General features: G+C 76.0%; 21 protein-coding genes. 10 read left to right on the top strand and 11 right to left on the bottom strand.

The genetic code is table 11. The features are described from left to right. Positions 1 to 202 precede the first annotated feature (202 nt). The gene (locus tag ACFU74_RS06155; RefSeq protein WP_380752510.1) at positions 203 to 577 is read left to right on the top strand and encodes a YciI family protein; all 375 of its coding nucleotides are present in this window, start codon (positions 203 to 205) and stop codon (positions 575 to 577) included. 158 nt (positions 578 to 735) lie between these two features. Beyond that, positions 736 to 1,959 (top strand): RNA polymerase sigma factor, encoded by a 1,224-nt coding sequence (locus tag ACFU74_RS06150; RefSeq protein ID WP_380752656.1) that lies wholly within the window; start codon positions 736 to 738, stop codon positions 1,957 to 1,959. Positions 1,960 to 2,009: 50 nt separating this feature from the next. On the opposite strand, the gene ACFU74_RS06145 is transcribed toward ACFU74_RS06150, so the two are convergent. Next, positions 2,010 to 2,525, bottom strand: a complete 516-nt coding sequence (locus ACFU74_RS06145; RefSeq protein WP_380752507.1) for a MarR family winged helix-turn-helix transcriptional regulator — start codon at positions 2,523 to 2,525, stop codon at positions 2,010 to 2,012. Between the two features lie 138 nt (positions 2,526 to 2,663). Between ACFU74_RS06145 and ACFU74_RS06140 the strand changes: the two genes are divergently transcribed. Further along, positions 2,664 to 3,446: a dioxygenase gene (locus ACFU74_RS06140; RefSeq protein WP_380752504.1), complete on the top strand. Its 783-nt coding sequence runs from the start codon at positions 2,664 to 2,666 to the stop codon at positions 3,444 to 3,446. Between the two features lie 29 nt (positions 3,447 to 3,475). Here ACFU74_RS06140 and ACFU74_RS06135 read toward each other — a convergent pair whose 3' ends face one another. Further along, on the bottom strand, positions 3,476 to 4,135 hold the full coding sequence (locus ACFU74_RS06135; protein WP_380752501.1) for an NAD(P)-dependent oxidoreductase: 660 nt from the start codon (positions 4,133 to 4,135) through the stop codon (positions 3,476 to 3,478). Between the two features lie 122 nt (positions 4,136 to 4,257). On the opposite strand from ACFU74_RS06135, the gene ACFU74_RS06130 reads away from it, so the two are divergent. After that, a complete protein-coding gene (locus tag ACFU74_RS06130; RefSeq protein WP_380752498.1) occupies positions 4,258 to 4,848 on the top strand; it encodes a maleylpyruvate isomerase N-terminal domain-containing protein in 591 nt (196 codons plus the stop codon). Between the two features lie 9 nt (positions 4,849 to 4,857). Here the strand turns inward: ACFU74_RS06130 and ACFU74_RS06125 are convergent, their stop codons facing one another. Genes ACFU74_RS06125 through ACFU74_RS06115 form a run of 3 tightly spaced genes read right to left on the bottom strand, consistent with a single transcriptional unit; the run spans position 4,858 to position 6,294 of the window. Then, positions 4,858 to 5,244 (bottom strand): VOC family protein, encoded by a 387-nt coding sequence (locus ACFU74_RS06125; protein ID WP_380752495.1) that lies wholly within the window; start codon positions 5,242 to 5,244, stop codon positions 4,858 to 4,860. A 40-nt stretch (positions 5,245 to 5,284) separates the two neighbouring features. Next, positions 5,285 to 5,839, bottom strand: coding sequence for a GNAT family N-acetyltransferase (locus ACFU74_RS06120; RefSeq protein WP_380752492.1), 555 nt, complete (start codon positions 5,837 to 5,839; stop codon positions 5,285 to 5,287). Beyond that, the gene (locus ACFU74_RS06115; RefSeq protein ID WP_380752489.1) at positions 5,836 to 6,294 is read right to left on the bottom strand and encodes a group II truncated hemoglobin; all 459 of its coding nucleotides are present in this window, start codon (positions 6,292 to 6,294) and stop codon (positions 5,836 to 5,838) included. Before ACFU74_RS06115 ends, ACFU74_RS06120 begins: the two co-directional genes overlap by 4 nt. Before the next feature lie 171 nt (positions 6,295 to 6,465). Here ACFU74_RS06115 and ACFU74_RS06110 point away from each other — a divergent pair, with 171 nt between their 5' ends. Genes ACFU74_RS06110 through ACFU74_RS06100 form a run of 3 tightly spaced genes read left to right on the top strand, consistent with a single transcriptional unit; the run spans position 6,466 to position 9,244 of the window. Then, positions 6,466 to 7,233, top strand: a complete 768-nt coding sequence (locus ACFU74_RS06110; protein ID WP_380752486.1) for an SDR family NAD(P)-dependent oxidoreductase — start codon at positions 6,466 to 6,468, stop codon at positions 7,231 to 7,233. A gap of 45 nt (positions 7,234 to 7,278) precedes the next feature. Next, positions 7,279 to 7,659 carry a MerR family transcriptional regulator gene (locus ACFU74_RS06105; RefSeq protein WP_380752653.1) on the top strand — a complete coding sequence of 127 codons (381 nt, stop codon included), beginning with the start codon at positions 7,279 to 7,281 and terminating at the stop codon, positions 7,657 to 7,659. A 52-nt stretch (positions 7,660 to 7,711) separates the two neighbouring features. After that, positions 7,712 to 9,244, top strand: a complete 1,533-nt coding sequence (locus ACFU74_RS06100; protein ID WP_380752483.1) for an AMP-binding protein — start codon at positions 7,712 to 7,714, stop codon at positions 9,242 to 9,244. A gap of 18 nt (positions 9,245 to 9,262) precedes the next feature. Here the strand turns inward: ACFU74_RS06100 and ACFU74_RS06095 are convergent, their stop codons facing one another. After that, on the bottom strand, positions 9,263 to 10,048 hold the full coding sequence (locus ACFU74_RS06095; protein ID WP_380752480.1) for a LuxR C-terminal-related transcriptional regulator: 786 nt from the start codon (positions 10,046 to 10,048) through the stop codon (positions 9,263 to 9,265). 216 nt (positions 10,049 to 10,264) lie between these two features. Between ACFU74_RS06095 and ACFU74_RS06090 the strand changes: the two genes are divergently transcribed. Together ACFU74_RS06090 and ACFU74_RS06085 are read left to right on the top strand one after the other, a co-directional pair. Then, complete coding sequence (locus ACFU74_RS06090; RefSeq protein WP_380752477.1) at positions 10,265 to 11,095, top strand: TIGR03084 family metal-binding protein; 831 nt, start codon at positions 10,265 to 10,267, stop codon at positions 11,093 to 11,095. 89 nt (positions 11,096 to 11,184) lie between these two features. Then, entirely contained in the window at positions 11,185 to 11,673 is a 489-nt protein-coding gene (locus ACFU74_RS06085) for a hypothetical protein (protein ID WP_380752474.1), read from the top strand. Between the two features lie 84 nt (positions 11,674 to 11,757). Here ACFU74_RS06085 and ACFU74_RS06080 read toward each other — a convergent pair whose 3' ends face one another. The 5 genes from ACFU74_RS06080 to ACFU74_RS06060 all read right to left on the bottom strand — a co-directional run bounded on the left by ACFU74_RS06080 (position 11,758) and on the right by ACFU74_RS06060 (position 19,174). After that, positions 11,758 to 12,390, bottom strand: a complete 633-nt coding sequence (locus ACFU74_RS06080; RefSeq protein WP_380752471.1) for a hypothetical protein — start codon at positions 12,388 to 12,390, stop codon at positions 11,758 to 11,760. A 46-nt stretch (positions 12,391 to 12,436) separates the two neighbouring features. Further along, on the bottom strand, positions 12,437 to 13,162 hold the full coding sequence (locus tag ACFU74_RS06075; protein WP_380752468.1) for a DUF4232 domain-containing protein: 726 nt from the start codon (positions 13,160 to 13,162) through the stop codon (positions 12,437 to 12,439). Between the two features lie 36 nt (positions 13,163 to 13,198). Beyond that, the gene (locus ACFU74_RS06070; protein ID WP_380752465.1) at positions 13,199 to 16,462 is read right to left on the bottom strand and encodes an error-prone DNA polymerase; all 3,264 of its coding nucleotides are present in this window, start codon (positions 16,460 to 16,462) and stop codon (positions 13,199 to 13,201) included. A gap of 89 nt (positions 16,463 to 16,551) precedes the next feature. Next, on the bottom strand, positions 16,552 to 18,483 hold the full coding sequence (locus ACFU74_RS06065; RefSeq protein WP_380752462.1) for a DNA polymerase Y family protein: 1,932 nt from the start codon (positions 18,481 to 18,483) through the stop codon (positions 16,552 to 16,554). 1 nt (position 18,484) lies between these two features. Next, positions 18,485 to 19,174, bottom strand: a complete 690-nt coding sequence (locus ACFU74_RS06060) for a hypothetical protein (RefSeq protein WP_380752459.1) — start codon at positions 19,172 to 19,174, stop codon at positions 18,485 to 18,487. A gap of 418 nt (positions 19,175 to 19,592) precedes the next feature. Here ACFU74_RS06060 and ACFU74_RS06055 point away from each other — a divergent pair, with 418 nt between their 5' ends. Then, on the top strand, positions 19,593 to 21,767 hold the full coding sequence (locus ACFU74_RS06055) for a serine/threonine protein kinase (RefSeq protein WP_380752456.1): 2,175 nt from the start codon (positions 19,593 to 19,595) through the stop codon (positions 21,765 to 21,767). Positions 21,768 to 21,783: the final 16 nt, after the last annotated feature.

The raw sequence follows: 21,783 nt of genomic DNA, 5'->3' as shown, positions 1-21,783 counted from the left end.
ACGGTGTGACGGCCGGACGGTGTGACGGCCCCGGGGGGCGTGTGACGGCCCGGGCCCGGCCTTCCCGCCGCGGCTCCGGTGGCCGGGTCCGGGGAGTGCCGAAAGAATTCTCGGACCGGCTGTCGAAACGGCCGCCGTCCGTTCGACGCAGGGGTGAGCGGCGGGGAGAGGCCCCGCCCGCACCGACGAGGAGTGAGCCGCCATGCCGCGCTTCATGACGCTGATCCGCATCGACGAGGAGCAGGCCTCCGAGTTCCAGCCCGACCCCGGGTTCGAGGAGCGGATGGGGGCCCTGTTCGAGGAGATCACCAAGGCCGGGGTGATGCTGGACACCGCCGGGCTGCTGCCCACCAAGGAGGGCACCCGGCTGCTCTGGGAGGGCGGCAAGGTGGCCTTCACCGACGGCCCGTTCACCGAGACCAAGGAGGTCGTGGGCGGCTACGCGCTGCTCCAGTGCAAGGACAAGGCGGAGGCGGTCGAGTGGACCCGGCGCTTCCTGGAGACGCACCCGCCGCAGTGGACCGTCGGCGCCGAGCTGCGGCAGATCGACGAGGCCGCCACGCCGCCGGAGGCGTGAGCGGCGGGGCGGTGGTTTGCCGCCGTCGGTGGCGGCTGCTCTGATGGGTGACCGTGACGGAGCGCAACGCGGCAGCGGCGGGGGCCGCACGGACGACGGGAACGACCGGAACGACGGGGACCGCGGAGGCGGCGGAGACGGTCAGGACCGTCGAGACCGTGTTCCGGATCGAGTCCGCGCGGATCATCGCGGGCGTCACCCGCATCGTGCGCGACGTCGGCATCGCCGAGGAGCTGGCGCAGGACGCCCTGGTCGCCGCCCTGGAGCAATGGCCCGAGTCGGGCGTCCCGGACCGTCCGGGCGCCTGGCTCACGGCCACCGCCAAGCACCGCGCGATCGACCTCGTCCGCCGCCGGGAGACGTACGCCCGCAAGCTCGCCGAGGTCGGCCGGGCGCTGGAGGACGTGCCGCCGCCCGAGCCGTCCGGCCCCGACGACATCGACGACGACCTGCTGCGGCTGATCTTCACCGTCTGCCACCCGGTGCTGTCGGCGCCGGCCCGGATCGCACTCACCCTGCGGCTGCTCGGCGGGCTGACCACGGCGGAGATCGCCCGGGCCTTCCTCTCCAGCGAGCCGACGGTGGCCCAGCGCATCGTGCGCGCCAAGCGGACGCTGGCGCAGGCCGGGACACCGTTCGAGGTCCCGTACGGGGAGGAGCGGGCGGCCCGGCTCTCCTCCGTGCTGGAGGTCGTCTACCTGGTCTTCAACGAGGGCTACTCGGCGACCGCCGGGGACGACCTGCTGCGGCCCGCGCTCTGCGAGGAAGCGCTGCGCCTGGCCCGGGTGCTGGCGGCGCTGATGCCGGCCGAGCCGGAGGCGCACGGGCTGGCGGCGCTACTGGAGTTCCAGGCCTCCCGGACGGCCGCCCGCACCGGGCCGGGCGGCGCACCCGTCCTGCTCGCCGACCAGAACCGCGCCCGCTGGGACCGGCTGCTGATCCGGCGCGGACTGGCCGCACTGCGGCGGGCGGGCACCGGTCCGTACTCCGTGCAGGCCGCGATCGCCGCCTGCCACGCGCGGGCCGCGCGGTACGAGGACACCGACTGGGCGACCATCGCCGCGCTCTACGGGCGGCTGATGGCGCTGACGCCGTCGCCGGTGGTGGAGCTGAACCGGGCCGTGGCGCTGTCGATGGCCGAGGGGCCGACGGTGGCGCTGGAGGTGGTGGACGCCCTGGCGGCGGAGCCCGCGCTGCGCGGGTACCACCTGCTGCCCAGCGTCCGGGGCGACCTGCTGGCCCGGCTGGGGCGCGGCGCCGAGGCGCGGGCGGAGTTCGAGCGGGCGGCGGGGCTCACCCGCAACGCCCGGGAGCGGGGACTGCTGCTCGCCAGGGCGGCGGAGGCGGCCGAGGCGGCAGCAGCCCGGGCGGACGAGGGCTGAGGGTTCGAGGGTTCTGCGGGCTTCGAGGGTCCTGCGGGTTCCGAGGGGAGTCAGAGCGCGTCGTCGAGGCGCAGCCGGGCGCTGACCTGGCCGAGGCCGTCGGCGAGCACGGCCAGCTGCTCCCGGGTGAGCACGTCGATGAGCAGCTCGCGGACCAGGGCGACGTGCCCGGGGGCCGCCTCGCGCAGCATCTCGTCGCCCTGCTCGGTGAGTTCGGCGAAGACGCCGCGCACGTCGCTGGGACAGGAGCGGCGGCCGACCAGGCCCATCTTCTCCAGCTGGGTGACCTGGTAGGTCAACCCGCTCTTGGAGGTGACCAGTCTGTCCGCCAGCTCGGTCATGCGCAGCGAGCCGCCCGGGGCGGCGGAGAGGTGGACGAGGATCTCGTACTGGGTGTGGGAGAGGCCCGATTCCTCCTTGAGCTGGCGTTCCAGGCGGCGGTTGAGAAGGTTGCTCGCGGTGACGAAACTCCGCCAGGCGGCCTGCTCCTCCTCGTCGAGCCAGCGGGGCTCGTGCGGGGAGGCGGCGGAGGGGGGCGCCGAGGGTGCGGACGAGGTGGAGGGCATGGGGTGATCGTACTCCTATTGTTCAAATTCGAACGAAGGTGTACGGTCTAAGTGTCACTGTTCAAATTTGAACTACCGCCGTCCGCCACCCAGGGTCCACCGCAGCCGAGAGCCGAGGGCCGGAGGAGAAGAGCCGCCATGAGCACCGCCGCACCCGAGCGCATGCCCGCCCTCTACCTGTCGCACGGCGCGCCGCCGCTCGCCGACGACCCCGTCTGGCCCGGGGAGCTGGCCGCCTGGTCCGCCGACCTGCCGCGCCCCAAGGCGATCCTGATGGTCTCCGCGCACTGGGAGGAGGCCCCGCTCGCGCTGGGCGCCGTCACCACCGTGCCGCTGGTCTACGACTTCTGGGGCTTCCCCGAGCACTACTACGGCGTCCAGTACGCCGCCCCCGGCGCACCGGAGCTCGCCGAGCGCGTGCGCAAGCTGCTGCGCGCCCCCGGCACGCCCGTCCAGGACATCCCCGACCGCGGCCTCGACCACGGCGCCTACGTCCCGCTGGTGGAGATGTTCCCGGAGGCGGACGTCCCCGTCCTCCAGGTCTCCATGCCGACCCTGGACCCCCAGCGGCTGCTGGAGATCGGCCGCCGGCTCGCCCCGCTGCGCGACGAGGGCGTGCTGATCGTCGGCAGCGGCTTCTTCACCCACAACCTGCGGGCGCTCAGCCGCGACGGGCAGGTCACCTCGGTGATGGCCGAGTTCGACGACTGGGGCCGGCGCGCCCTGGCGGACCAGGACCTCGACGCGCTGCTCGACTTCGAGCGGAAGGCTCCGGCCGGCCGGCTCGCCCACCCGCGCACCGAGCACTTCGCCCCGCTGTTCGTCACGCTCGGCGCGGCGGAGCACGAGCTGGGCAGCCAGCGCACGGTGATCGACGGGTTCTGGATGGGCCTGGCGAAGCGCTCGATCCAGATCGGCTGACGGCTCGGCCGGGGCCTCCCCCGCTCCGGTCAGAGCGCGCAGCAGGTGAAGCGCTCGCCGATGTGCTCGGGCTGTTCGATCTCGTCGACCAGCGCCACCGCGTAGTCCGGCACCGAGATCCTGCTCTCCCCCTCGGCGTCGGTGAGCAGCTGCTCCAGCCCGGTGCGGTAGCGGCCGGTGCGCTCCCCCGGGCCGATGTGGGCGGCCGGGCTGAGCACCGTCCAGCGCACGTCCGCGACCGTCCGGTAGTACGCCAGGGCGTCGCCGTGGGCGTGCATGATCTGCAGCACCGCCTCCGGCAGGCCCGGGGCGTCCCAGACCCTGGTTCCGGGCGCGGTCTCCAGACTGCCCGCGCCGCCGACCGCGACCAGCCGGGGCGCCTCGCCCCCGAGCCGGCGCAGCCCCTCGACCAGCGCCCGGGCCGCCGGTTCGATCAGCGCCAGGTGGCCCGGACCGTCGCCGCCGCCGACCGCGCTCACCAGGACGTCCTGCCCGGTGGCGGCCCTGGCCACGTCCGCCGGGTCCAGCACGTCACCGGCCTCGACGGACACCTCCCCCGGGTGCCGCGCGGCGTCGAAGCGGGACGGGGTGCGGACCACCGCCGTTACCCGGTGGCCGCGGGTGGCGGCCTCCGCGACGACGGCGCTGCCGATGGTGCCGTTGGCGCCGAACACGGCGATCCTGGCCATGGGGGTACCTGCCTGTTCTCCGGGGGCCGGGTGGGGGCCGGGTGGGAATCCGGAGCCAGCAGTAGCACCCGGGGCGGGCGGCACCCTGGCGGACACGCGGGGGTTGGTGGGACGGTGGGCCGATGACCGACCATCCGTTGGACGGAGACGACGTCCGGGCCGCGCTCGGCGAGCTGACGGCCGTGCTGGGCCCCGCGGCCGAGGACGGCGGCGCCCGCTGGGACGCGCCGGCCGGACCGCTGGAATGGAGCTGCCGGGAGACCGCCGCCCACATCGCGCACGACCTGCTCGCCTACGCCGGGCAGCTCGCCGCCCGGCCCGGCGACCGCTATCTGCCGCTGGACCTGACGGTGCGCCCGGAGGCCGGGCCGGCCGAGGTGCTCACCGTGGTGACGGCCTGTGCGCACCTGCTGGCCACCGCCCTGGACGCGGCGCCGCCCGAGCTGCGGGCGTACCACTACGGGCCGTGCGACCCGGCCGGCTTCGCCGCGATGGGCGTCACCGAGACCCTGCTGCACACCCATGACATCACCCTCGGGCTCGCCCTGGAGTGGCGGCCCCCGCGGCGGCTCACCTCGGCCGTACTGGCCCGGCTGTTCCCCGACGCGCCGGCCGGCGACCCGGTGGACGTGCTGCTCTGGTGCACCGGCCGCGGGGAGCTCGACGGCCGCCCGCGCCGGACCTCGTGGAGCTGGCGGGCGGCCGTCGGCTGAGGGCCGGTGTCAGGAAGCCTCGGTGGCGAGCCGCTCGGCGGCGCTGCGCACGACGCAGAACTCGTTGCCCTCGATGTCGAGGAGGGTCACCCAGCCCTTGCCGTCCGGGGTGCGGTGGTCCTCGAACGGCGTCGCGCCCAGGGCGAGCAGACGCTCCACCTCCTCGTCCCGGGTGCGGTCCTTCGGCTGGACGTCCAGGTGGACGCGGTTCTTGACGGTCTTGCCCTCGGGCACCCCGATGAAGAGCAGCGCGGCACCCTCCGCGTTGACCTCCACCTCCTCGTCACCCGGCTGGTCGCCCTCGCCCAGGGCACCGTCCAGCACCTCCGCCCAGAACCGGGCGAGGGCGTAGGGGTCGGCGCAGTCGGTCGTCACATGTCGCAGAAGAGAAGCCATAGCGGTCACTCTGACCTCGATCACCGCCCCGGTCCACTCGTTAAACCGGCGACCCGGCGGACCCGGCGGGCCGGCTGTGCCAGTGGCCGTCGAGCGGGTAGCACGGCGGGGCGGCCGGGACGAGGGCCTCGAACGGGTAGCCGGCCTTCTCGGCGACCCGGCAGGACGCCGCGTTGTCCCCCTCGTGGAAGAGGTCCAGCCGGACCAGCCCGTCGGCGGCGAAGGCCTCCGCCGCCCAGGCGGTGAGCGCCGCCAGCGCGCGCGGGGCCACGCCCCGGCCGCGCGCGGCGGCGGCCGTCCAGTAGCCCACCTCGGAGCCGGCGCTGCCCGGGGCGCCGCGCTTGAGCACGACCTGGCCGACCAGCGCGCCCTCCTCCAGGACGGCGAAGGAGTACCGGTTGCCCTCGCGCCGGCCCCGGTCCTCGGCCTCCAGCCAGCGGGCGGCGTCGTCCGGGCCGGTCACCCGGTTGCGGACGTAGCGGCGCAGCACCGGGTCGCGGTGGACGTCGATCAGGGCGGGTGCGTCGGCCGCCCGGAAGGGGCGCAGCAGCAGCCCCTCGGCGCTCGGAGCAGCGGCGGCGAGCCCGGTCGTCACCGCAGGCCCTCCCAGCCCCAGCGCGGGGTGGGCCCCGGCTCGCCGAGGTCGGTGCCGGCCGGGGAGGCGGAGACGTCCTCGGCGATCCTGGTGCCCCAGTCGAAGTACTCCAGGACGCGGGTCCGCAGCAGCTCGTCCTCGGGCAGTTCCTCGCGCACCGCCTCGGCCATCAGCTCCATCCAGCGCAGCCGCTGCTGCTCGGTGATGGCGAGGCCGAGGTGGGCGCGGAGCAGCGCCTGGTGGCCGCCGAGGTCGGTGGTGAAGCGGTCCGGGCCGTCGAACACCTCGGCCAGCCAGACGGCGACGTGCTCGGTGTGGGTGGGCGTGAAGTGCGCGAAGACCGGCGCGAGCAGCGGGTCGGCGAGCACGCCCCGGTAGAAGGTGCTGCTCAGCCGCCGCAGGGCGTCGAGGCCCCCGATCGCGTCGTACAGGCTGCCGGAGCGGTGGTCGGTCATCGGTTTCTCTCCCCCGTGGGCGGATCTCCTGGCGCCCTTCCTAGCAGCGGAACGCCGGGCCCGCCTCCTCCCGGCCCCCTGTTCGCCGCCGGCTCACCAACCGGAGCTACGGCCTCCGATCCGGGCCGGGCTTGACCTTGCCGCTGGCGGCAGGGTCGGAGGGTTGCGGTCATGGACGGGACAGTGGGACAGGGGCTCCGGGTGGTGGTGGTCACCGGAGCGGGGACCGGGATCGGGCGGGCGACGGCACGGGCCTTCGCCGAAGAGGGGGCGGGGGTACGGGTGGTGGCCGTCGGGCGGCGGGCGCAGCCGCTGGCGGAAACGGCGGAGCGGGCACCGGGGCGGATCGTGCCGGTGCCCGCGGACATCACCGCGCCGGACGGTCCCGAGCTGGTGGTCCGGGCGGCACTGGAGCGGTTCGGGCGGCTGGACGTCCTGGTCAACAACGCGGGCATCGCGCCGCACGCGACGCTCGGCGGCTACACCCCGGAGGGCGTCGGCGCGCTGCTGGCCACCAATCTGACGGCGCCGCTCCTCCTCGCCCAGGCCGCGCTGCCCGCGCTCACGGCGAGCCGGGGCGTGATCGTCAACGTCAGCACCGCCGTCGGACAGCGCGGCTGGCCGAGCAACTCCGCCTACGCGGCGAGCAAGGCGGCGGTGGACTCGCTGACCCGCAGCTGGGCGGTGGAGCTGGCACCGCGCGGCATCCGGGTGGTGGCGGTGGCGCCGGGCGCGATCGGGACGCCGATCGGCGACCACGCCGGGATCGCCCCCGAGCGGCGGGCGGCCGTGCGGGCGTGGCAGCTGGCGAGCACCCCGCTCGGCCGGATCGGCGCCGCCTCCGAGGTGGCCTGGGCGGTCACCCGGCTCGCCTCGCCCGGGGCCTCCTTCGTGACCGGAGTAGTGTTGCCGGTCGACGGGGGCGCCGTGGTGGGCTGAGCGGCACGAGTGGGCGGCACGGCTGACGGACGGGGGCGGGCGCGGGTGCTGATCGGCGAGCTGGCGCGGGCCACGGGGACGACCGCCCGGGCCCTGCGGCACTACGAACAGGCCGGGCTGATCGGCTCCGGGCGCGCGCCCAACGGCTACCGGGTGTACGACGAGGCGGCGGTGGTGCGGGTGCGCAACATCCGCGCGCTGCTGGAGGCCGGGTTCACCCTGGAGGACGTCCGGCCGTTCCTGGGGTGCCTGGACCGCGACGCGCTGGGGCCGCCGTCGGCCGGCGCGCTGCGGATCGCCCGGGAGCGGCTGGCGGTGCTGGAACGCCGGATCGCCGCCCAGACCGAGGCCCGGGACCGGCTGGCCGCCGCGATCGATGCCGCGCAGACGGCCACCGTCTCCCGGGCACAGGGCCCGTCCGGGTGACACCCCCGATCGGGGGTGTGCAGGGGGCGGCGGGCGGAGGACAGTGGGGCCCATGCAGATTCCACTCTCCGTGATGGACTTCCTCGACCGGGCCGAGCTGGTCTACGGCGACCGGGTCGGCATCGTCGACGAACCGGTTCAACCGGCCGAACCCTGGACCGATCTGACGTACCGTCGGATCGCGCGACTGGCACGGGCGCAGGCCGCCGGGCTCGACCGGCTCGGCGTGGGCCCCGGCGAGCGGGTCGCGATCGTGTCGCACAACTCGGCACGGCTGCTGACCTCGCTGTTCGGCGTGAGCGGGCACGGCCGGGTGCTGGTGCCGGTGAACTTCCGGCTGAAGGCCGAGGAGGTGTCGTACATCGTCGAGCAGAGCGGCGCCTCGGTGCTGCTGGTCGACCCGGAACTGGCCGAACCGCTGGCCGGGGTGGTCGCCAAGCACAAGTTCGTGATCGGGGCGGACAGCGACGCGCTGCTGTACGACTTCGAGCACGCTCCGCGCCGGTACGCGATCGACGAGAACGACACCGCGACCATCAACTACACCAGCGGAACCACCGCCCGCCCCAAGGGCGTTCAGCTCACCCACCGCAACGTCTGGCTGAACGCGACGCTGATGGCCCTGCACTTCGGGGCGAGCGACCGGGACGTCTACCTGCACACCCTGCCGATGTTCCACGCCAACGGCTGGGGCCTGCCGTTCTCGCTCACCGGGCTGGGCGCCCGGCACGTGGTGCTGCGCAAGGTGGACGGCGCCGAGATCCTGCGGCGGGTCGAGCGGCACGGGGTGACCTTCCTGTGCGGCGCGCCGGCGGTCGTGCAGATGGTGCTGGACGCGGCGGCCGAGTGGGACGGGCCGGTCCCCGGCCGGGACCGGGTGCGGATGGTGGTGGCCGGCGCGCCGCCGCCGACCTCGGTGGTGCAGCGGATGGAGTCCGAACTCGGCTGGGAGTTCATGCAGATCTACGGCCTGACCGAGACCTCGCCGGTGGTGACGGTCAACCGCACCCGTGCCGAGTGGGACGAACTGCCCGCCGAGCAGCGGGCGGAGAAGCTGGTGCAGGCGGGCGCCCCGGCGATCGGCAACCAGGTGCGGGTGGACGAGCAGGGCGAGGTGCTGGTCCGCTCCAACGTCGTGCTGGACGGCTACTGGCAGCAGCCTGAGGCCACCGCGGAGGCGCTCCGGGACGGCTGGTTCCACACCGGTGACGGCGGTGTCCTGACCGACGGCTACCTGACCATCTCGGACCGGAAGAAGGACGTCATCATCAGCGGCGGGGAGAACGTCTCCTCGATCGAGGTGGAGGACTGCCTCTACGACCACCCGGCGGTGGCCGAGGCCGCGGTGATCGGCGTGCCGGACGCCAAGTGGGGCGAGACGGTCAAGGCGCTGGTGGTGCTGAAGCCGGGCGCGGAGACCGGCGAGGCGGACCTCATCGCGCACTGCAAGCAGCGGCTGGCCGGCTACAAGTCGCCCACCTCGGTGGAGTTCCGGGACGCGCTGCCGCGCACGACCACCGGGAAGCTGCAGAAGTTCCGGCTCCGCGAGCCGTACTGGTCGGGGCGCGAGCGCAGGGTCAACTGACCTCTCCGGTCGACCGGTTCAGCCGAGCAGTCCGGACTCGCGCGCGGTGAGGGCGAGTTCGGTGCGGTTGCGGACACCGAGCTTGTGCATGGCGCTCTTCAGGTAGCCGGTCACCGTGTTGCAGGTGAGGCCGAGCTGGGCGGCGATCTCCGGGTTGGTCCGGCCGGTCGCCGCCCAGCGGAGCACCTCGTGCTCGCGCCGGGTGAGCGGGGTGTGCGGGGGTCTTCGCGCGGCGCCGGCAGCGGCGGTGGGGGCCGGGGGCGGCGCGGCCGGGGGCTCGCGCCAGGCGGCGGCCCCGGCGAGGGCCAGGGTGGCGGCCTCCGCGAGCCTGGCCACGGCGGCGATCCGGACGTCCCCGAACGGGACCACCGCGCGCAGCGAGGCGTACACCACGCCGTGCACCGTGCCGTCGTGCAGCAGCGGCACGGTGAGCATCGCGTAGAGGTCCTCGGCGATGACGGCGGCGTCGTAGTGGTGCGAGATGGTGGTGTCGGCGCGGTAGTCGGGTGCCCAACTGGGCGCCCGTTCGGCCAGCGCCCGGCCGCCGAGGCCGGTGCCCGCCGGCACCTGGAGGTCGTGCAGCAGGTCCGCCCGGGTGCCGGCCCAGTGCCGCAGCACCATGCCCTCGCCCCCGGCCACGCCCGGCTCGGGCACGCCGACCAGGCCGACGTCGGCGCCGCAGTCGGCGACCACCCGGCGGGCGAGGTCGCCGAGCACGGCGTCCCGGACCAGCCCGGCGGCCCGGGCGGCGAGGTCGTCCGGGGCCTCGGCGCCGCGCGTCGACGCGGTCGGGGCGGTCGTCATCGCGCGATTGTCACACGGCCTCCGGGTGGTGGGGAGGGGTCGCGAGCGTGTTCGGGGTGCGTGTCGTGCGGATTCGTGCGGACTTCCGGGTGGGCCCGGGCGCGGCGGCGTAGGGTACGGGCGCGGGGTTACCGGCGGGTCACCCCCATGGCCCATCGCGGCCCGCCGGGGTTTCCGATGTTTCCAAGGTTTCCGACCGTTGCGAAGGGGAGATCCATGGCCGATCCGAATGCTCCCGAGGGCTCGTCCGTCCTGGCCGGACTGCTGGCCGACCTGCGGGCCGAGAGCGGGGTGCTGGACGGGCTGGTCGCCGCCCTGGACCCCGGCGACTGGGCGCTGGACACGCCCGCACCCGGGTGGACGGTGGCGCACCAGATCGCCCACCTGGCCTGGACGGACAACTGGTCGGAGCTGGCCGCGCGCGATCCGGAGGCCTTCGTCGCCGAGTCCGGCCGGGCCTTCGGCGAGCTGTCGGCGGCGGGCGCGGACCCGGTGGAGGACGGCGCGGCGCGCGGGGCGGGCGAGCCGCCGGCCGCACTGCTGGCCCGCTGGCGGGCCGGGCGGGAGCGGCTCGCGGCCGCGCTCGCGGCGGTGCCGGCCGACGTCCGGCTGCCCTGGCTTGGCCCGCCGATGAAGGCCGCGTCGATGGCCACCGCGCGGCTGATGGAGACCTGGGCGCACGGCCAGGACGTGGCGGACGCGCTCGGCGTCCGCCGGGAGCCGACGGCGCGCCTGCGGCACGTGGCGCACCTGGGGGTGCGGACGACGGGGTTCGCGTTCACCGTGCACGGGCTGCCCGCCCCGCAGACCCCGGTGCGGGTGGAACTGACCGCGCCGGACGGCGGGTCGTGGACCTGGGGACCGGACGGAGCCGCGGACCGGGTGACCGGCCCGGCCCTGGACTTCTGCCTGCTGGTCACCCGGCGCCGGCACCGGGACGACCTCGCGCTGACCGCCGTCGGCGAGGTGGCCACGGCCTGGCTGCCGATCGCCCAGGCCTTCGCGGGACCGCCCGGAGCAGGCCGGGAGGCGGGTTCGTCGCTTTAGCCGATGATGCGTCAAATACGGTGGATTGCAGGGCAAACCACACGTTCCGGCGATATACAGGGTTCGTTGTCGAATGATGGACTTCGGGCATGAAACGAATGAACCCGCTGCGCACCGTCCTCGCCGGGGCCGCTGCCCTGCTCGCCGTGGGCGGTCTCGTCGCCACCCCCGCCCAGGCCGCGTTCGCGCCGCCCGCCGAGCGGACCGGGGCGGCAGCCGCGGCGCAGGTCCGGGCGGGGACGCCGGCCGCGCACCAGGTGTTCACGTTCTTCGAGGCGTACCGGGGGGCGGTGCTCGGCGAGACCGGCGAGACCCCGCGCGCCGTCCGCGAGCGCTACCTCTCCCCGCACCTCGACTTCCGCCTGGACGCCTGGGCGCAGCAGCACGACGCCGATCCGGTGTTCCGGTCCCAGAACGTCCCGGTGGACTACTCCGCCCAGCAGGTGCAGGAGCAGCACGGCTTCGCCTCGGTGCGGCTCACCGAGTTCTGGGACGGCGGCGGCAGCCAGGACGTCTGGTACACCGTCCGACTGGGCGATCTGCGGATCGTCGAGCTGAACGACCAGCCCGCCTTCTGACCGGCCCGCCGGAGGGCCCGGTCACCACGGACCCCGGCGCGGCGCAGGCACCCCCCACGACTGCGCCGCGCCGGTCATCGGCCGCTACTTCCCGCCGTCACGGAGGAGCAGCAGGCCGCCGCCCCGCTCCAGGGCGCCCGCCGCCCAGGCCGGGAGCAGCTCACCGACCAGCCATTCGACCTCCTCGGCCGCGTCCTCGTCGCCGCCCGGCAGGAGTCCGGGATCCTCGTTGATCCGGCCGGGGTCGAAGCCCGCCAGTTCGGCGCGTACGCGGCCGAGTTCGGGGGCGGCCGCGAGGGAGGGGAAGGGCCAGGGATCGGCGTCCGACGCCCCGGGACCCGGCCACGGGAAGTGCCAGGGGCGCGCCCAGAGACCGGCCAGGGCCGGCATCCCCCAGGCCTCGAAGGCGTCCGCCAACTCGTGCCAGCCGCGCCCGGGCAGGACCGCCGAGCCGAGCGCCTCGCCGGCGTCGGGAAGGAGGAGTTCCAGCAGCCAGCCGTAGCCGCCGGGCCGGGCGGGGTCGAGCCGACCGGCGGCGATCTCCCGCAGGGCGGGCTCCACTTCGGCCGGTTCGGTGGCCCGCAGCAGGCGACCGGCGGCCGCGAGCGGGGCGATGCGGTCGAGGACGGACCGGACGAAGGCCTCGTCGCCGGAGCCGACCGTGCGCAGCAGGGTGCCCGCGTCGAGCGCGAACGCCGAGAGGTACTGTTCGGACATCGCGCCATTATGGCGGCGGCGCCATCTCCCCCGGTGCGCAGGGGTGTCAGGGGGTCGGCCTGGTCCAGGGGGCGACGCCGAGGCGGCCGGTGGTGCCGAGGTCGAGGTGGGCCGGGACGGTCAGCCGGGGGCGGCCGGGGAGCGGGGCGAGGTCGAGGAAGCGGCCGTCGTCGGGGCCCTTGTTCCCCGCGGTCACCGTGTTGCGCCAGACCAGTCGGGCCTCCGCGTACTCCTGGGGCTGGAGGGTGAGGGACGCGGGGGCGGCGTCGAAGTTCTCCAGGGTGGCGATGCCGGCCGAGCCGCGTTCGACGGTGACGGCGAGCGGGGCGCGTTCGGCGTCGAGGACGCGGACGGCGGGGTGGCCCTTGAGGGTGTAGGGGCGGGTGCCGCAGTTGGTCAGCCGGACCGGCATCACCCGCAGGCCCATCGCGGCGGCGGCCTCGCCGACGGTCAGCGCGAGGCCCTCGGGGGAACAGCCGGGCGCCGGGGCGGCGGACGGGGTCGTCGGGGCCGGCGTGAAGGGGGCGGGCGGGGTCGTCGGGGCGGGCGTGAAGGGGGTCGGTGTGAAGGGGGCGGGCGTCACGGGAAGGGGCGCGTCACCGATGGTGCGCGCTGGTCCGGGCGCTCCCCCGCCCGCGCCGGTCGCCGGAAGGCTGCCGCACCCGGCCGCCGCCAGCGCGCCGGCCGCGAGCAGCACCCCGGCCCGGACGGGTCGCGTCGTCCGGCGGTTCCCGCCCCGAACTGCGCTCTGCGGCAACGGCGTCGAGTCCATGGGGACGATCATGGCACGGACCGGCCTCCGCACCCGTCACAGTCCGATCCGCAGCGGGGTGAGCCGGGTGGCGACCAGGTTGGTGGCGCCCCGGTCCCGCTCGACGTGCCCGTGCACCAGCAGCCCGGCCCGGTCCAGGGCGGTGCGGCGCTGGGACTCCCAGACCGGCCGGCTGCAGATCACGTTGATCAGCCCGGTCTCGTCCTCCAGGCTGAGGAAGAGCACCCCGCCCGCCGTCGGCGGCCGCTGCCGGTGGGTGACCAGGCCGCCGACCACCACCGCCGTCCCCGCCGCGACGTCCGGCAGTTCGGCGGCCGAGAGCGCGCCGCCGCGCTCCAGATGGGCGCGCAGGTGCTGGAGCGGGTGGCTGGTCGCGGACGTCCCGGTGGCCCAGAGGTCGGCGATGGTCTCCTCGACCGGGGTCATCGCGGGCAGTTCCGGTGCCTCGGTGCCGGGCGTGGTGCCCGGGATGAGGTCCGCCGAGACGCCCGCGAACGCGCCCGCCGCCCAGAGCGCCTGCCGCCGGCCGAGCCCGAAGCAGCCGAACGCGCCCGCCGCGGCCAGCGCCTCCAGGCCCGGCGCGGGCAGCCCGGTGCGGCGGGCGAAGTCCTCCAGGTCCGCGTACGGCCCCCCGGCCGCGATCGCCTCGGCCTGCGCGGCGCCGATGCCGCGCACGGTGTCCAGGCCGAGCCGGATCGCGGGCTGCGGCTTCCCGGCGGTGAGCGGCGGGGCGGGCGTCGGCCCCCGGTACGGCTCCAGGGTGGGCCCGGCGCCGCTGGCGTTGACGTCCACCCCGCGCACCCGCACCCCGTGCCGGCGGGCGTCCGAGATCAGGCTGAGCGGCGAGTAGAAGCCCATCGGCTGGTTGGCCAGCAGGGCGCAGGTGAACGCCGCCGGGTAGTGGTACTTGAGCCAGGCGCTGGCGTACACCAGGTAGGCGAAGCTGATCGCGTGGCTCTCCGGGAAGCCGTAGTTGGAGAAGGCCTCGATCTTGGTGTAGACGTCCTGCGCCACCTCCTCCGGGATGCCTCGCTCGGCCATGCCGGCGAGCAGCCGATCGCGCAGCCGGGCGACCCGTTCGTGCGAGCGCTTGGCGCCCATCGCCTGGCGCAGCCGGTCCGCCTCGGCGGGGGTGAACCCGGCGCAGTCGATGGCGAGTTGCATCATCTGCTCCTGGAACAGCGGCACCCCGAGGGTCTTGCCGAGCGCGTTCTCCATCAGCGGGTGCGGGCAGCCGGGCGGTTCCGCCCCGGCGCGCCTGCGCAGGTAGGGGTGGACGGAGCCGCCCTGGATCGGGCCCGGCCGGATCAGCGCGACCTCGACCACCAGGTCGTAGAAGTGGTCCGGCTTGAGCCGGGGCAGGGTGGCCATCTGGGCACGCGACTCGACCTGGAAGACGCCGACGGTGTCGGCCCGCCGCAGCATCGCGTACACGCCCGGGTCGTCGTCCGGGATGGTCGCCAGGTCGTACTGCTCTCCGTGGTGCCGGGCGACCAGGTCGCAGGTGTCGTGCAGCGCGGCGAGCATGCCGAGGCCGAGCAGGTCGATCTTGACCAGCCCGGCGCCGGCCACCGACTCCTTGTCCCACTGCAGTACGGAGCGTCCCCGCATCCGGGCCCACTCGGTCGGGCAGATCCCGGCGATCGGCTCCCGGGTGAGCACCATCCCGCCCGAGTGGATGCCCAGGTGGCGCGGCAGGCCGTGGAGCTGTCCGGCGAGCGCGAGCACGTCGGCGGGCACGACGGCGTCCGCGCCGGGCGGCGAGCGGAAGTCGGCCTGCCGGCTGAACGCGTCCACCTGCCCCTGCGGGTAGCCGAGCACCCGGGCGGCGTCGCGCAGGGCCAGCCGGGGCCGGTAGGTGATCACATTGGCGACCTGGGCGGCGTGCTCGCGCCCGTAGCGGCGGTAGACGTACTGGATGACCTCCTCGCGGCGGCGGTTCTCGATGTCCAGGTCGATGTCCGGCGGCCCGTCGCGGGCGGTGGAGAGGAAGCGTTCGAAGAGCAGCTTGTAGTGCACCGGGTCGACGGCGGTGATCCCGAGCGCGTAGCAGACCGCCGAGTTGGCCGCCGAGCCGCGCCCCTGGCACCAGATGGACTCCCGGCGGCAGAAGTCGACGATGTCGTGGACGATCAGGAAGTAGCCGGCCAGGTCCAGCGTCTCGATGACGTCCAGCTCGCGGGCGAGTTGGCGGCGGGCCGGGCCGTTGCCGGGCCCGAACCGGGCCGGGCCGCCCTCGGCGACCAGTGCGCGCAGATGGCTGATCTCGGTGCGGCCGGGCGGGACGGGGTAGCCGGGCAGCTCCGGGTCCAGGGCGGCGAAGTCGAAGGCGCAGGCGCGGGCGAGGTCGACGGTGGCCTCGCGGACGCCGGGGAAGCGGGCCAGCCGGGCCGCCATCTCGCGGCCGGAGCGCAGATGGGCGGTGCCGGCGGCCTGGGTCCAGCCGGCCGCCTCGGAGAGGGTGCGGCGGTCGTGCAGGGCGGCCAGGCTCTGGGCGAGCCGGCCCTCGGCGGGGCTCGCGTGGTGGGCGTTGGTGGAGGCGACGGTGGTCAGGCGCAGCCGGGCGGCGAGCTCGGCGAGGGCGTCGTTGCGCAGGTCGTCGCCGGGGAGCCACTGGTGGATCAGCTCGACATGGACGTTCTCCGGACCGAACGCCTCGGCGAGGGAGCGGAGTCGGTGTTCGGGGTCGGCCGGACCGCTTCCGGCGGCGGCCAGGGCGGCGGGGACGCGGCCGAGGCGGCAGCCGGTGAGCACCGCCCAGTGGCCGCCGTGCGCGTCGGCGAGGTCCGCGAAGTCGTAGACCGGGTTCCCCTTGGCCCCGCCCGCGAGTTGGGCCGCGCCGATGACGGCGGAGAGCCGGCGGTAGCCCTCCGGGTCGCGGGCCAGGACGAGCAGGTGCTCGACATCGCCCCTGCCCTGACGGAGTGTCAGTTCGGCGCCGAAGACGGTGGCCACGCCCGTGCCGCGGGCCGCCTCGGCGAGCCGGACCGCGCCGTAGAGGCCGTCGTGGTCGGTGAGCGCGAGGGTCTCGACACCCAGCCGGGCGGCCTCGGCGACCAGTGCCTCGGGGTCGCTGGCGCCGTCGAGGAAGCTGAAGGCGGAGTGGACGTGCAGCTCGGCCCAGGCCGGTCCGGCGGGCTGCTTCCCGGCAGGCTGCTCCCCGGCGGGCTCGGCGGGGGCGTCGGCGGGGGATCCGGTCCGGACGCCGGGCGCGTGCGGGTGCAGCGGGACGACGTCGCCGCCGGACATCCGCCGGTGCAGCTCGCTCCAGGGGAGGAGGGGATGGCTGGTGAATCCCATCGGGGGTGGTGCCTTCGGTCTCTCGTGTGCTTCCTGCCCCCCTTTGTTCTCTTCGGCTGCGTTCTCTTCGGCTGCGGACGGCCCGGCCGTCAGTCGTACCCGGCCTCCACGAACCAGGCACCCCCCTCCACCGTGAGCAGCAGCGCCCGCCCGTCCGCCACCGTCACCTGGAACCGGGCCCGGCGGCGGGCGCGCGCCTGGTCCCACCAGTACTCGACCGCGGGCCAGGGGCCGGTCCAGCCGTCCACCGCCAGTTCCCGCCCGCGCACCGCCACGGTGGCCGGCCGGGCCGACACCCCCGCCCGGCCGTCCACCGTCACCGGCCGCCCGTCCCCGTCCAGCACCGCCGCCGGCACCGGGACGCGGTGCACCACGGCCGGCCAGACGTCCCGCAGGCCGCCGACCCGGCCCGGCCAGGGCGCGTCGGCCGGCGCCGCCGGGTCGTACGGCTCGCCCCACGGCACCCGGACCACCTGGTCGTCCGGCCCCCGGCCGCCGGCCGGCTCGATCCGGCGCAGCCCGGCGTGCCCGAGCACCGCCTGCACCCGGGCCACCGCGCGCTCCACCCGGTCGTCGGCCACCGCCTGCCCCCAGAGGGCGAGTTGGCGGCCCTGGTCGGGGGTGAGGTCGTCGGGGACGAGGCGCAGGGCGGTGAAGCCGCCCGGCTCGGGGGCGGGCGGGTCGCCGAGGTCGCCACCGCGGTCGCCTCCGCGGTCGAAGGTGCCGGTGCTCTGCCAGGCCTGGAGCTGCCAGCGGACGCGTTCGGCGAGCGCCGTCGCCGAGAGCCGGCCTTCGTGCCGCCAGAGCCGCGCGACCGTCCGGCCGTCGGCGCACTCCACCTCGACGGCGACCCGCTGGCAGGTCAGCCCCGCCCCGGCGAGCCGCCGGTGCAGCCGCTCGGCCAAGGTGCGGGCGACGAACACCAGCGGTTCGGCGAGCGGCTCGGGCGGGTCGAAGCGCTGTTCGACGGAGAGGTCGGGCCCCTCGGCGCGCGGCACCAGCGGGCGCGGCTGCAGACCGCGGGCCAGCCGGTGCGCCACCGTGCCGGGCGGGCCGAAGCGGTCGGCCACCGACTCGGCGGGCAGCGCGGCGAACGCCCCGACCGTGGGCAGGCCCAGCCGCTCCAGCAGTTCGGCCAGGTCGGCATCGCCGAGCGCGGCCACCGGGTAGGGCGCGAGGAACTCCGCCGTCCGCCCGGCGGGTACCAGCACCCCGGCACGGGCGGCGAGCACGGCGGCGAACAGGCCGTCGGCCACGCCGACCCGGCCGAGCGGGTGCGGCGCGGAGGCGGACACGGTCCCGGGGGCGGGGGCCGACGGGTGGGCGGGCGGGCGGGCGAAGCCGCCCCGGGCACCGTCCCGTGCGGCGGGCGCGGCGGCGAACAGCTCGTCCGTTCCGGCGGTCCGCCGCCCCTCGGTCCGCCCGGCGTCGGCGGGGTGCAGCGGGACGACCTCGGCCAGGCCGGTGTCCTGGCGGCTCCCGGCCCCGCCGTCGCGGCTCCCGGCCGGCCCGGCGTCCGCCGGGTGCGCCTGGGGACCTGCGCCCACGGGGTTCGCCTGGGGACCGGCGACCGTCGCCGACGCCGCCAGGGCGGCCGTGACCGCCCCCTGGACCTTCGCCGCCAGGGCCTCCTCCCCGCCGAAGTAGCGGGCCGGCCCCTTCACCGGGATCGCGCACAGTCCCGGGCGCAGCACCTCCACCCTGGGGGTGAACGCCTCCACCGCCGCGACCACCGGTTCGAACCGCCGGGCCTCCGCCTCCGGGTCGCGGTCGCGCAGCTCCAGCGCCGGGCAGAGCCGCTGGGCCAGCTTGAGCCGCTGCCCCTGCCGCACCCCGGCAGCCCGGGCCGCCGCCGAGCAGGCCAGCACCCGGCCGCCCTCGACCACCGCCACCGGGGCTTCCTCGGCCTCCCCCGGACGTTCGACGGCCGCCACCGGCCAGTCCGGACACCACACCACCAGCACCCGGGGGGTGAGCGCGCCACCCGTTCCGGTGGACCCGGCAACCTCTCCACCGGTCATCTCACACCACCGCCATACGGTCGAGGCCCGCCCCGGCCCCCGACACCGCGTCCTCCCCCACCACGTTCACGTCCGCCGCCCCGGTGCCGACCGTCTCCTCCACGGTCCGCACCGCGCCCTGCGCATCCGGCAGCCAGAGCCGGGCCGTCCGCCCGCGCCCCGCCGAGCCGCGCCCCTCGGCCACCACCTCCACCTGCCGCCCGGTGAGCTGCCCGTGCCCGTCCCCCAGACCGAACCAGCGCCCGGAGCGCACACCCAGCCGCAGCCCGGCCCCCGGCCAAGGCCCGGCCACCAGCAGCACGCAGCCGCTGCGCCGCAGCACGGCGGCCAGCCGGGCGGCCAGGTTCGGCGGCACCGGACCGTCCGGGCGCAGCATGATCAGCTCGACGGCGCCGGCCAGGACGGAGACCACCTCGGCCCAGTGCGGTCCGGGGTCGTCGGCCACCAGCAGCCGCCGCAGGTCGAGCCCGTACCCGGCGGCCGCGGCCAGCCCGAGGTCCGGCAGCCCGACCGCCGCGGCCCAGCCGCCGTCGGTCTCCCGCACCCCGGCGGCCAGCGCCAATAGCAGCCCGGCGTCCCCGCCCGCCACCGACACCGCCGCACCGCGCCGCAGCCCGCCCTCCGGCAGCAGCCCGCGCAGCGCGGGCACCACCGGCAGCAGGCCCCGGGCGGGGGCAGCGGTCGACGCCACCGGTCGGAGCTCGGGCTTCCGCTCCAGGGTGGATTCGAAAACAGATTCGAAAACGGGCACACCCCCAGGATCGAACATCCGTTCGTAAAGATTCAAGTCCGAATCGTCCGTCTTCGACTGGTGACTCTCCGTGTCCACCCGGGGGAGGCACACGCTCACGCGCGCCGGTCGCGGCAACCGCACCCGCACCCCTTCCTCGTCCGGAGGGGGCCGGTGCGACCTGATGTCGCGTCACCATCCTTCTGCGCATAGGGTGTCGCTGATAGTCCGTTGAACGGAGCGTCGGGCGCTGAGGCGGGGGTTTCAGTGCCCACGTCAAGCCTGCGTTTATTTCCGACCGGCAGGATCTGCCGGTGCGACCGAGGGCCCTCCCGGCCCCGGCGGCGGTCGCGACGACGAAACGAGGTCGAGGAGAATCATGCGTGGCACCACGCTCGGTGACCGCTACCGGCTGGACGAGTGGCTCGGCGGCGGTTCGATGGGCGACGTCTGGCTCGCCCAGGACCAGGTGCTCGACCGCCGCGTGGCCGTCAAGGTCCTGAAACCCGCGCTGCTGGAGGAACCGGGCTTCGCGGAACGGTTCCACGACGAGGCCCGGGTGATGGCCCGGCTCCAGCACCCCGGCATCGTCGGCGTGTACGACTTCGGCCCCGGCCGCACCACCGAGGACGTCCCCTCCTGGGGTGCGCCCTCGGAACCCGCCGCCCGCCCGGTCGCCTACCTGGTCATGGAGCTGATCGACGGCGAACCGCTGAGCACCGTGATGGAACGGCGCGGCCCGCTGAGCGTCCCCGAGGCGCTCGGCCTGGCGCTGGAGGTGCTGGGCGCGCTCCAGGCCGCGCACGAGGCCGGCATCGTCCACCGGGACATCAAGCCCGCCAACCTGATGGTGCGCGACGGCCACGTGGTCATCACCGACTTCGGCATCGCCCGCCCCGGCTGCGACCCCCGGCTCACCGTGCCCGGGATGGTGCTCGGCACCGCCGCCTACCAGGCACCCGAGCAGGCCTCCACCGGCACGGTCACCGCCTCGGCGGACCTGTACGCGCTCGGAGTGGTGCTCTACGAGTGCCTCGCCGGACGGCTGCCGTTCGAGGGCGAGACCGCGCTGGAGCTGATCCTGAAGCACCTGACCGACCCGGTGCCGCCGCTGCCCGCCGAGGTCCCGGCCCCGGTCCGGGTCCTGGTCGAACGGGCCATGGCGAAGGACCCGGCACTGCGCTGGCCGGACGCCGCCGGCATGGCCGCGGCCGTCCTGGCGGCCCTCACCGGCGAACCGGCGGAGGGCCTGGCCCCCGGGCCGTCCTGGGCGGCGGTGGTGCGGTCGACCGGCGCGCCGGCGGCGCTCCGGGCCACCGGGTCGGCGGTGCGTCCGGCGGTCGCGGACGAGGCCGGGGCCGGGGCCGGGGCCTCCGCTCCGCCCCGCCGTGCGGCCAGGTGGCGGGCAGCGCTGTTCGGCACCCGGCGCCGGGCCCTGCTGGTGGCGGGCGCGGCCACGCTCTGCTGCGCGATCACCGCCACCGCGGCGGTCGTGCTGCACCGGGAGGGGAGTCCGGCCGACGTCCGGGCCGCCACGGCGGCCTCCTCCGGACAGGCGGGCCTGCCGCTGACGGCACCCGTCGGGCTGCTCCCCGACCCGGACGCGCCGTCCCCCTCCCCCGGCGCGCCGACCCCCTCCGGGGCCCCCTCGCCGAGCGCGCCGGCCCTGCCGCCGGACGCGCCGCTTCCCGAGGCGGGAGCCGTGGGCGGGGCGGCGGCGGGCGGGGCGGCGGCGGGCGGGGTGGCGGCGGGCGGGGTGGCGGGCGCCGGTGGAGCGGCGGGTGGAGCGGCGGTCGGCGCCGCGTCGAACGCCCCCGCGAACACCCCGGGCGCGCCGCCCGCTCCCGCGGCTTCGGACGCACCCGCCGGCTCAGCCGCCCCACCCGACCCCTCACCGGCGCCCGGGCAGCCCTCGACGCCGGACCGCCCCGCCTACACGGCCGCCCCGCCGCCGAGCGTCCCGGCCTACACCTCCAGCCCCGGACGGACCGTTCCCCCCGCCCCCGACTACACCTACGCGCCCAAGCCGACCTACACCTCCGCCCCTCCCCCGTACACCGCCGCACCGCCACCGCCCCCGCCGACCGGCACCGTCCCGACGGACCCGCCCGTCAAGCCCCCGACCCAGCCGGGCGGCCCGCTGCCTCCGTACGTCCGGCTGTCCAACGGCGGGTCCGTGCTGTACGACCAGGCCTCGCTCAACCGGCCGGGCAACCCGGTGATCACGGCCTCGGACGACGGCGGCACGGGCGGGATCTGGCAGCTGACCCCCTACGTGGAGGGCGGATACGCCCTCTCCAACGGCGCCACCGAGTACTCCAAGGTCCTGAACCTGGAGGAGACCCGCGCCCAGACGCAGCTGGCGTACCGCCCGGTGCCCCCCGCCACCGCCCCGACCCAGGTCTGGTCGTTCTTCCCGGTGCCCGGCGGCTATGTGGTGACCGTCGCACGGGACGCGAAACGCTGCCTCTCCGCCGCCGGCCCGGGCGTGCCGGCCACGGTCCGCACCTGCGCGGGCTCCGCCGACCAGGTGTGGACGGTCTCGGCGGCCTGAGCAGGCCCCTGGTGCC

This window comes from Kitasatospora sp. NPDC057500 (assembly GCF_042802195.1).
In the GTDB taxonomy this organism is placed as follows: Bacteria; Actinomycetota; Actinomycetes; order Streptomycetales; family Streptomycetaceae; genus Kitasatospora.
The sequence above is the reverse complement of the archived record's forward strand: the minus strand, read 5'-3'. Positions and strand labels throughout refer to the sequence as shown.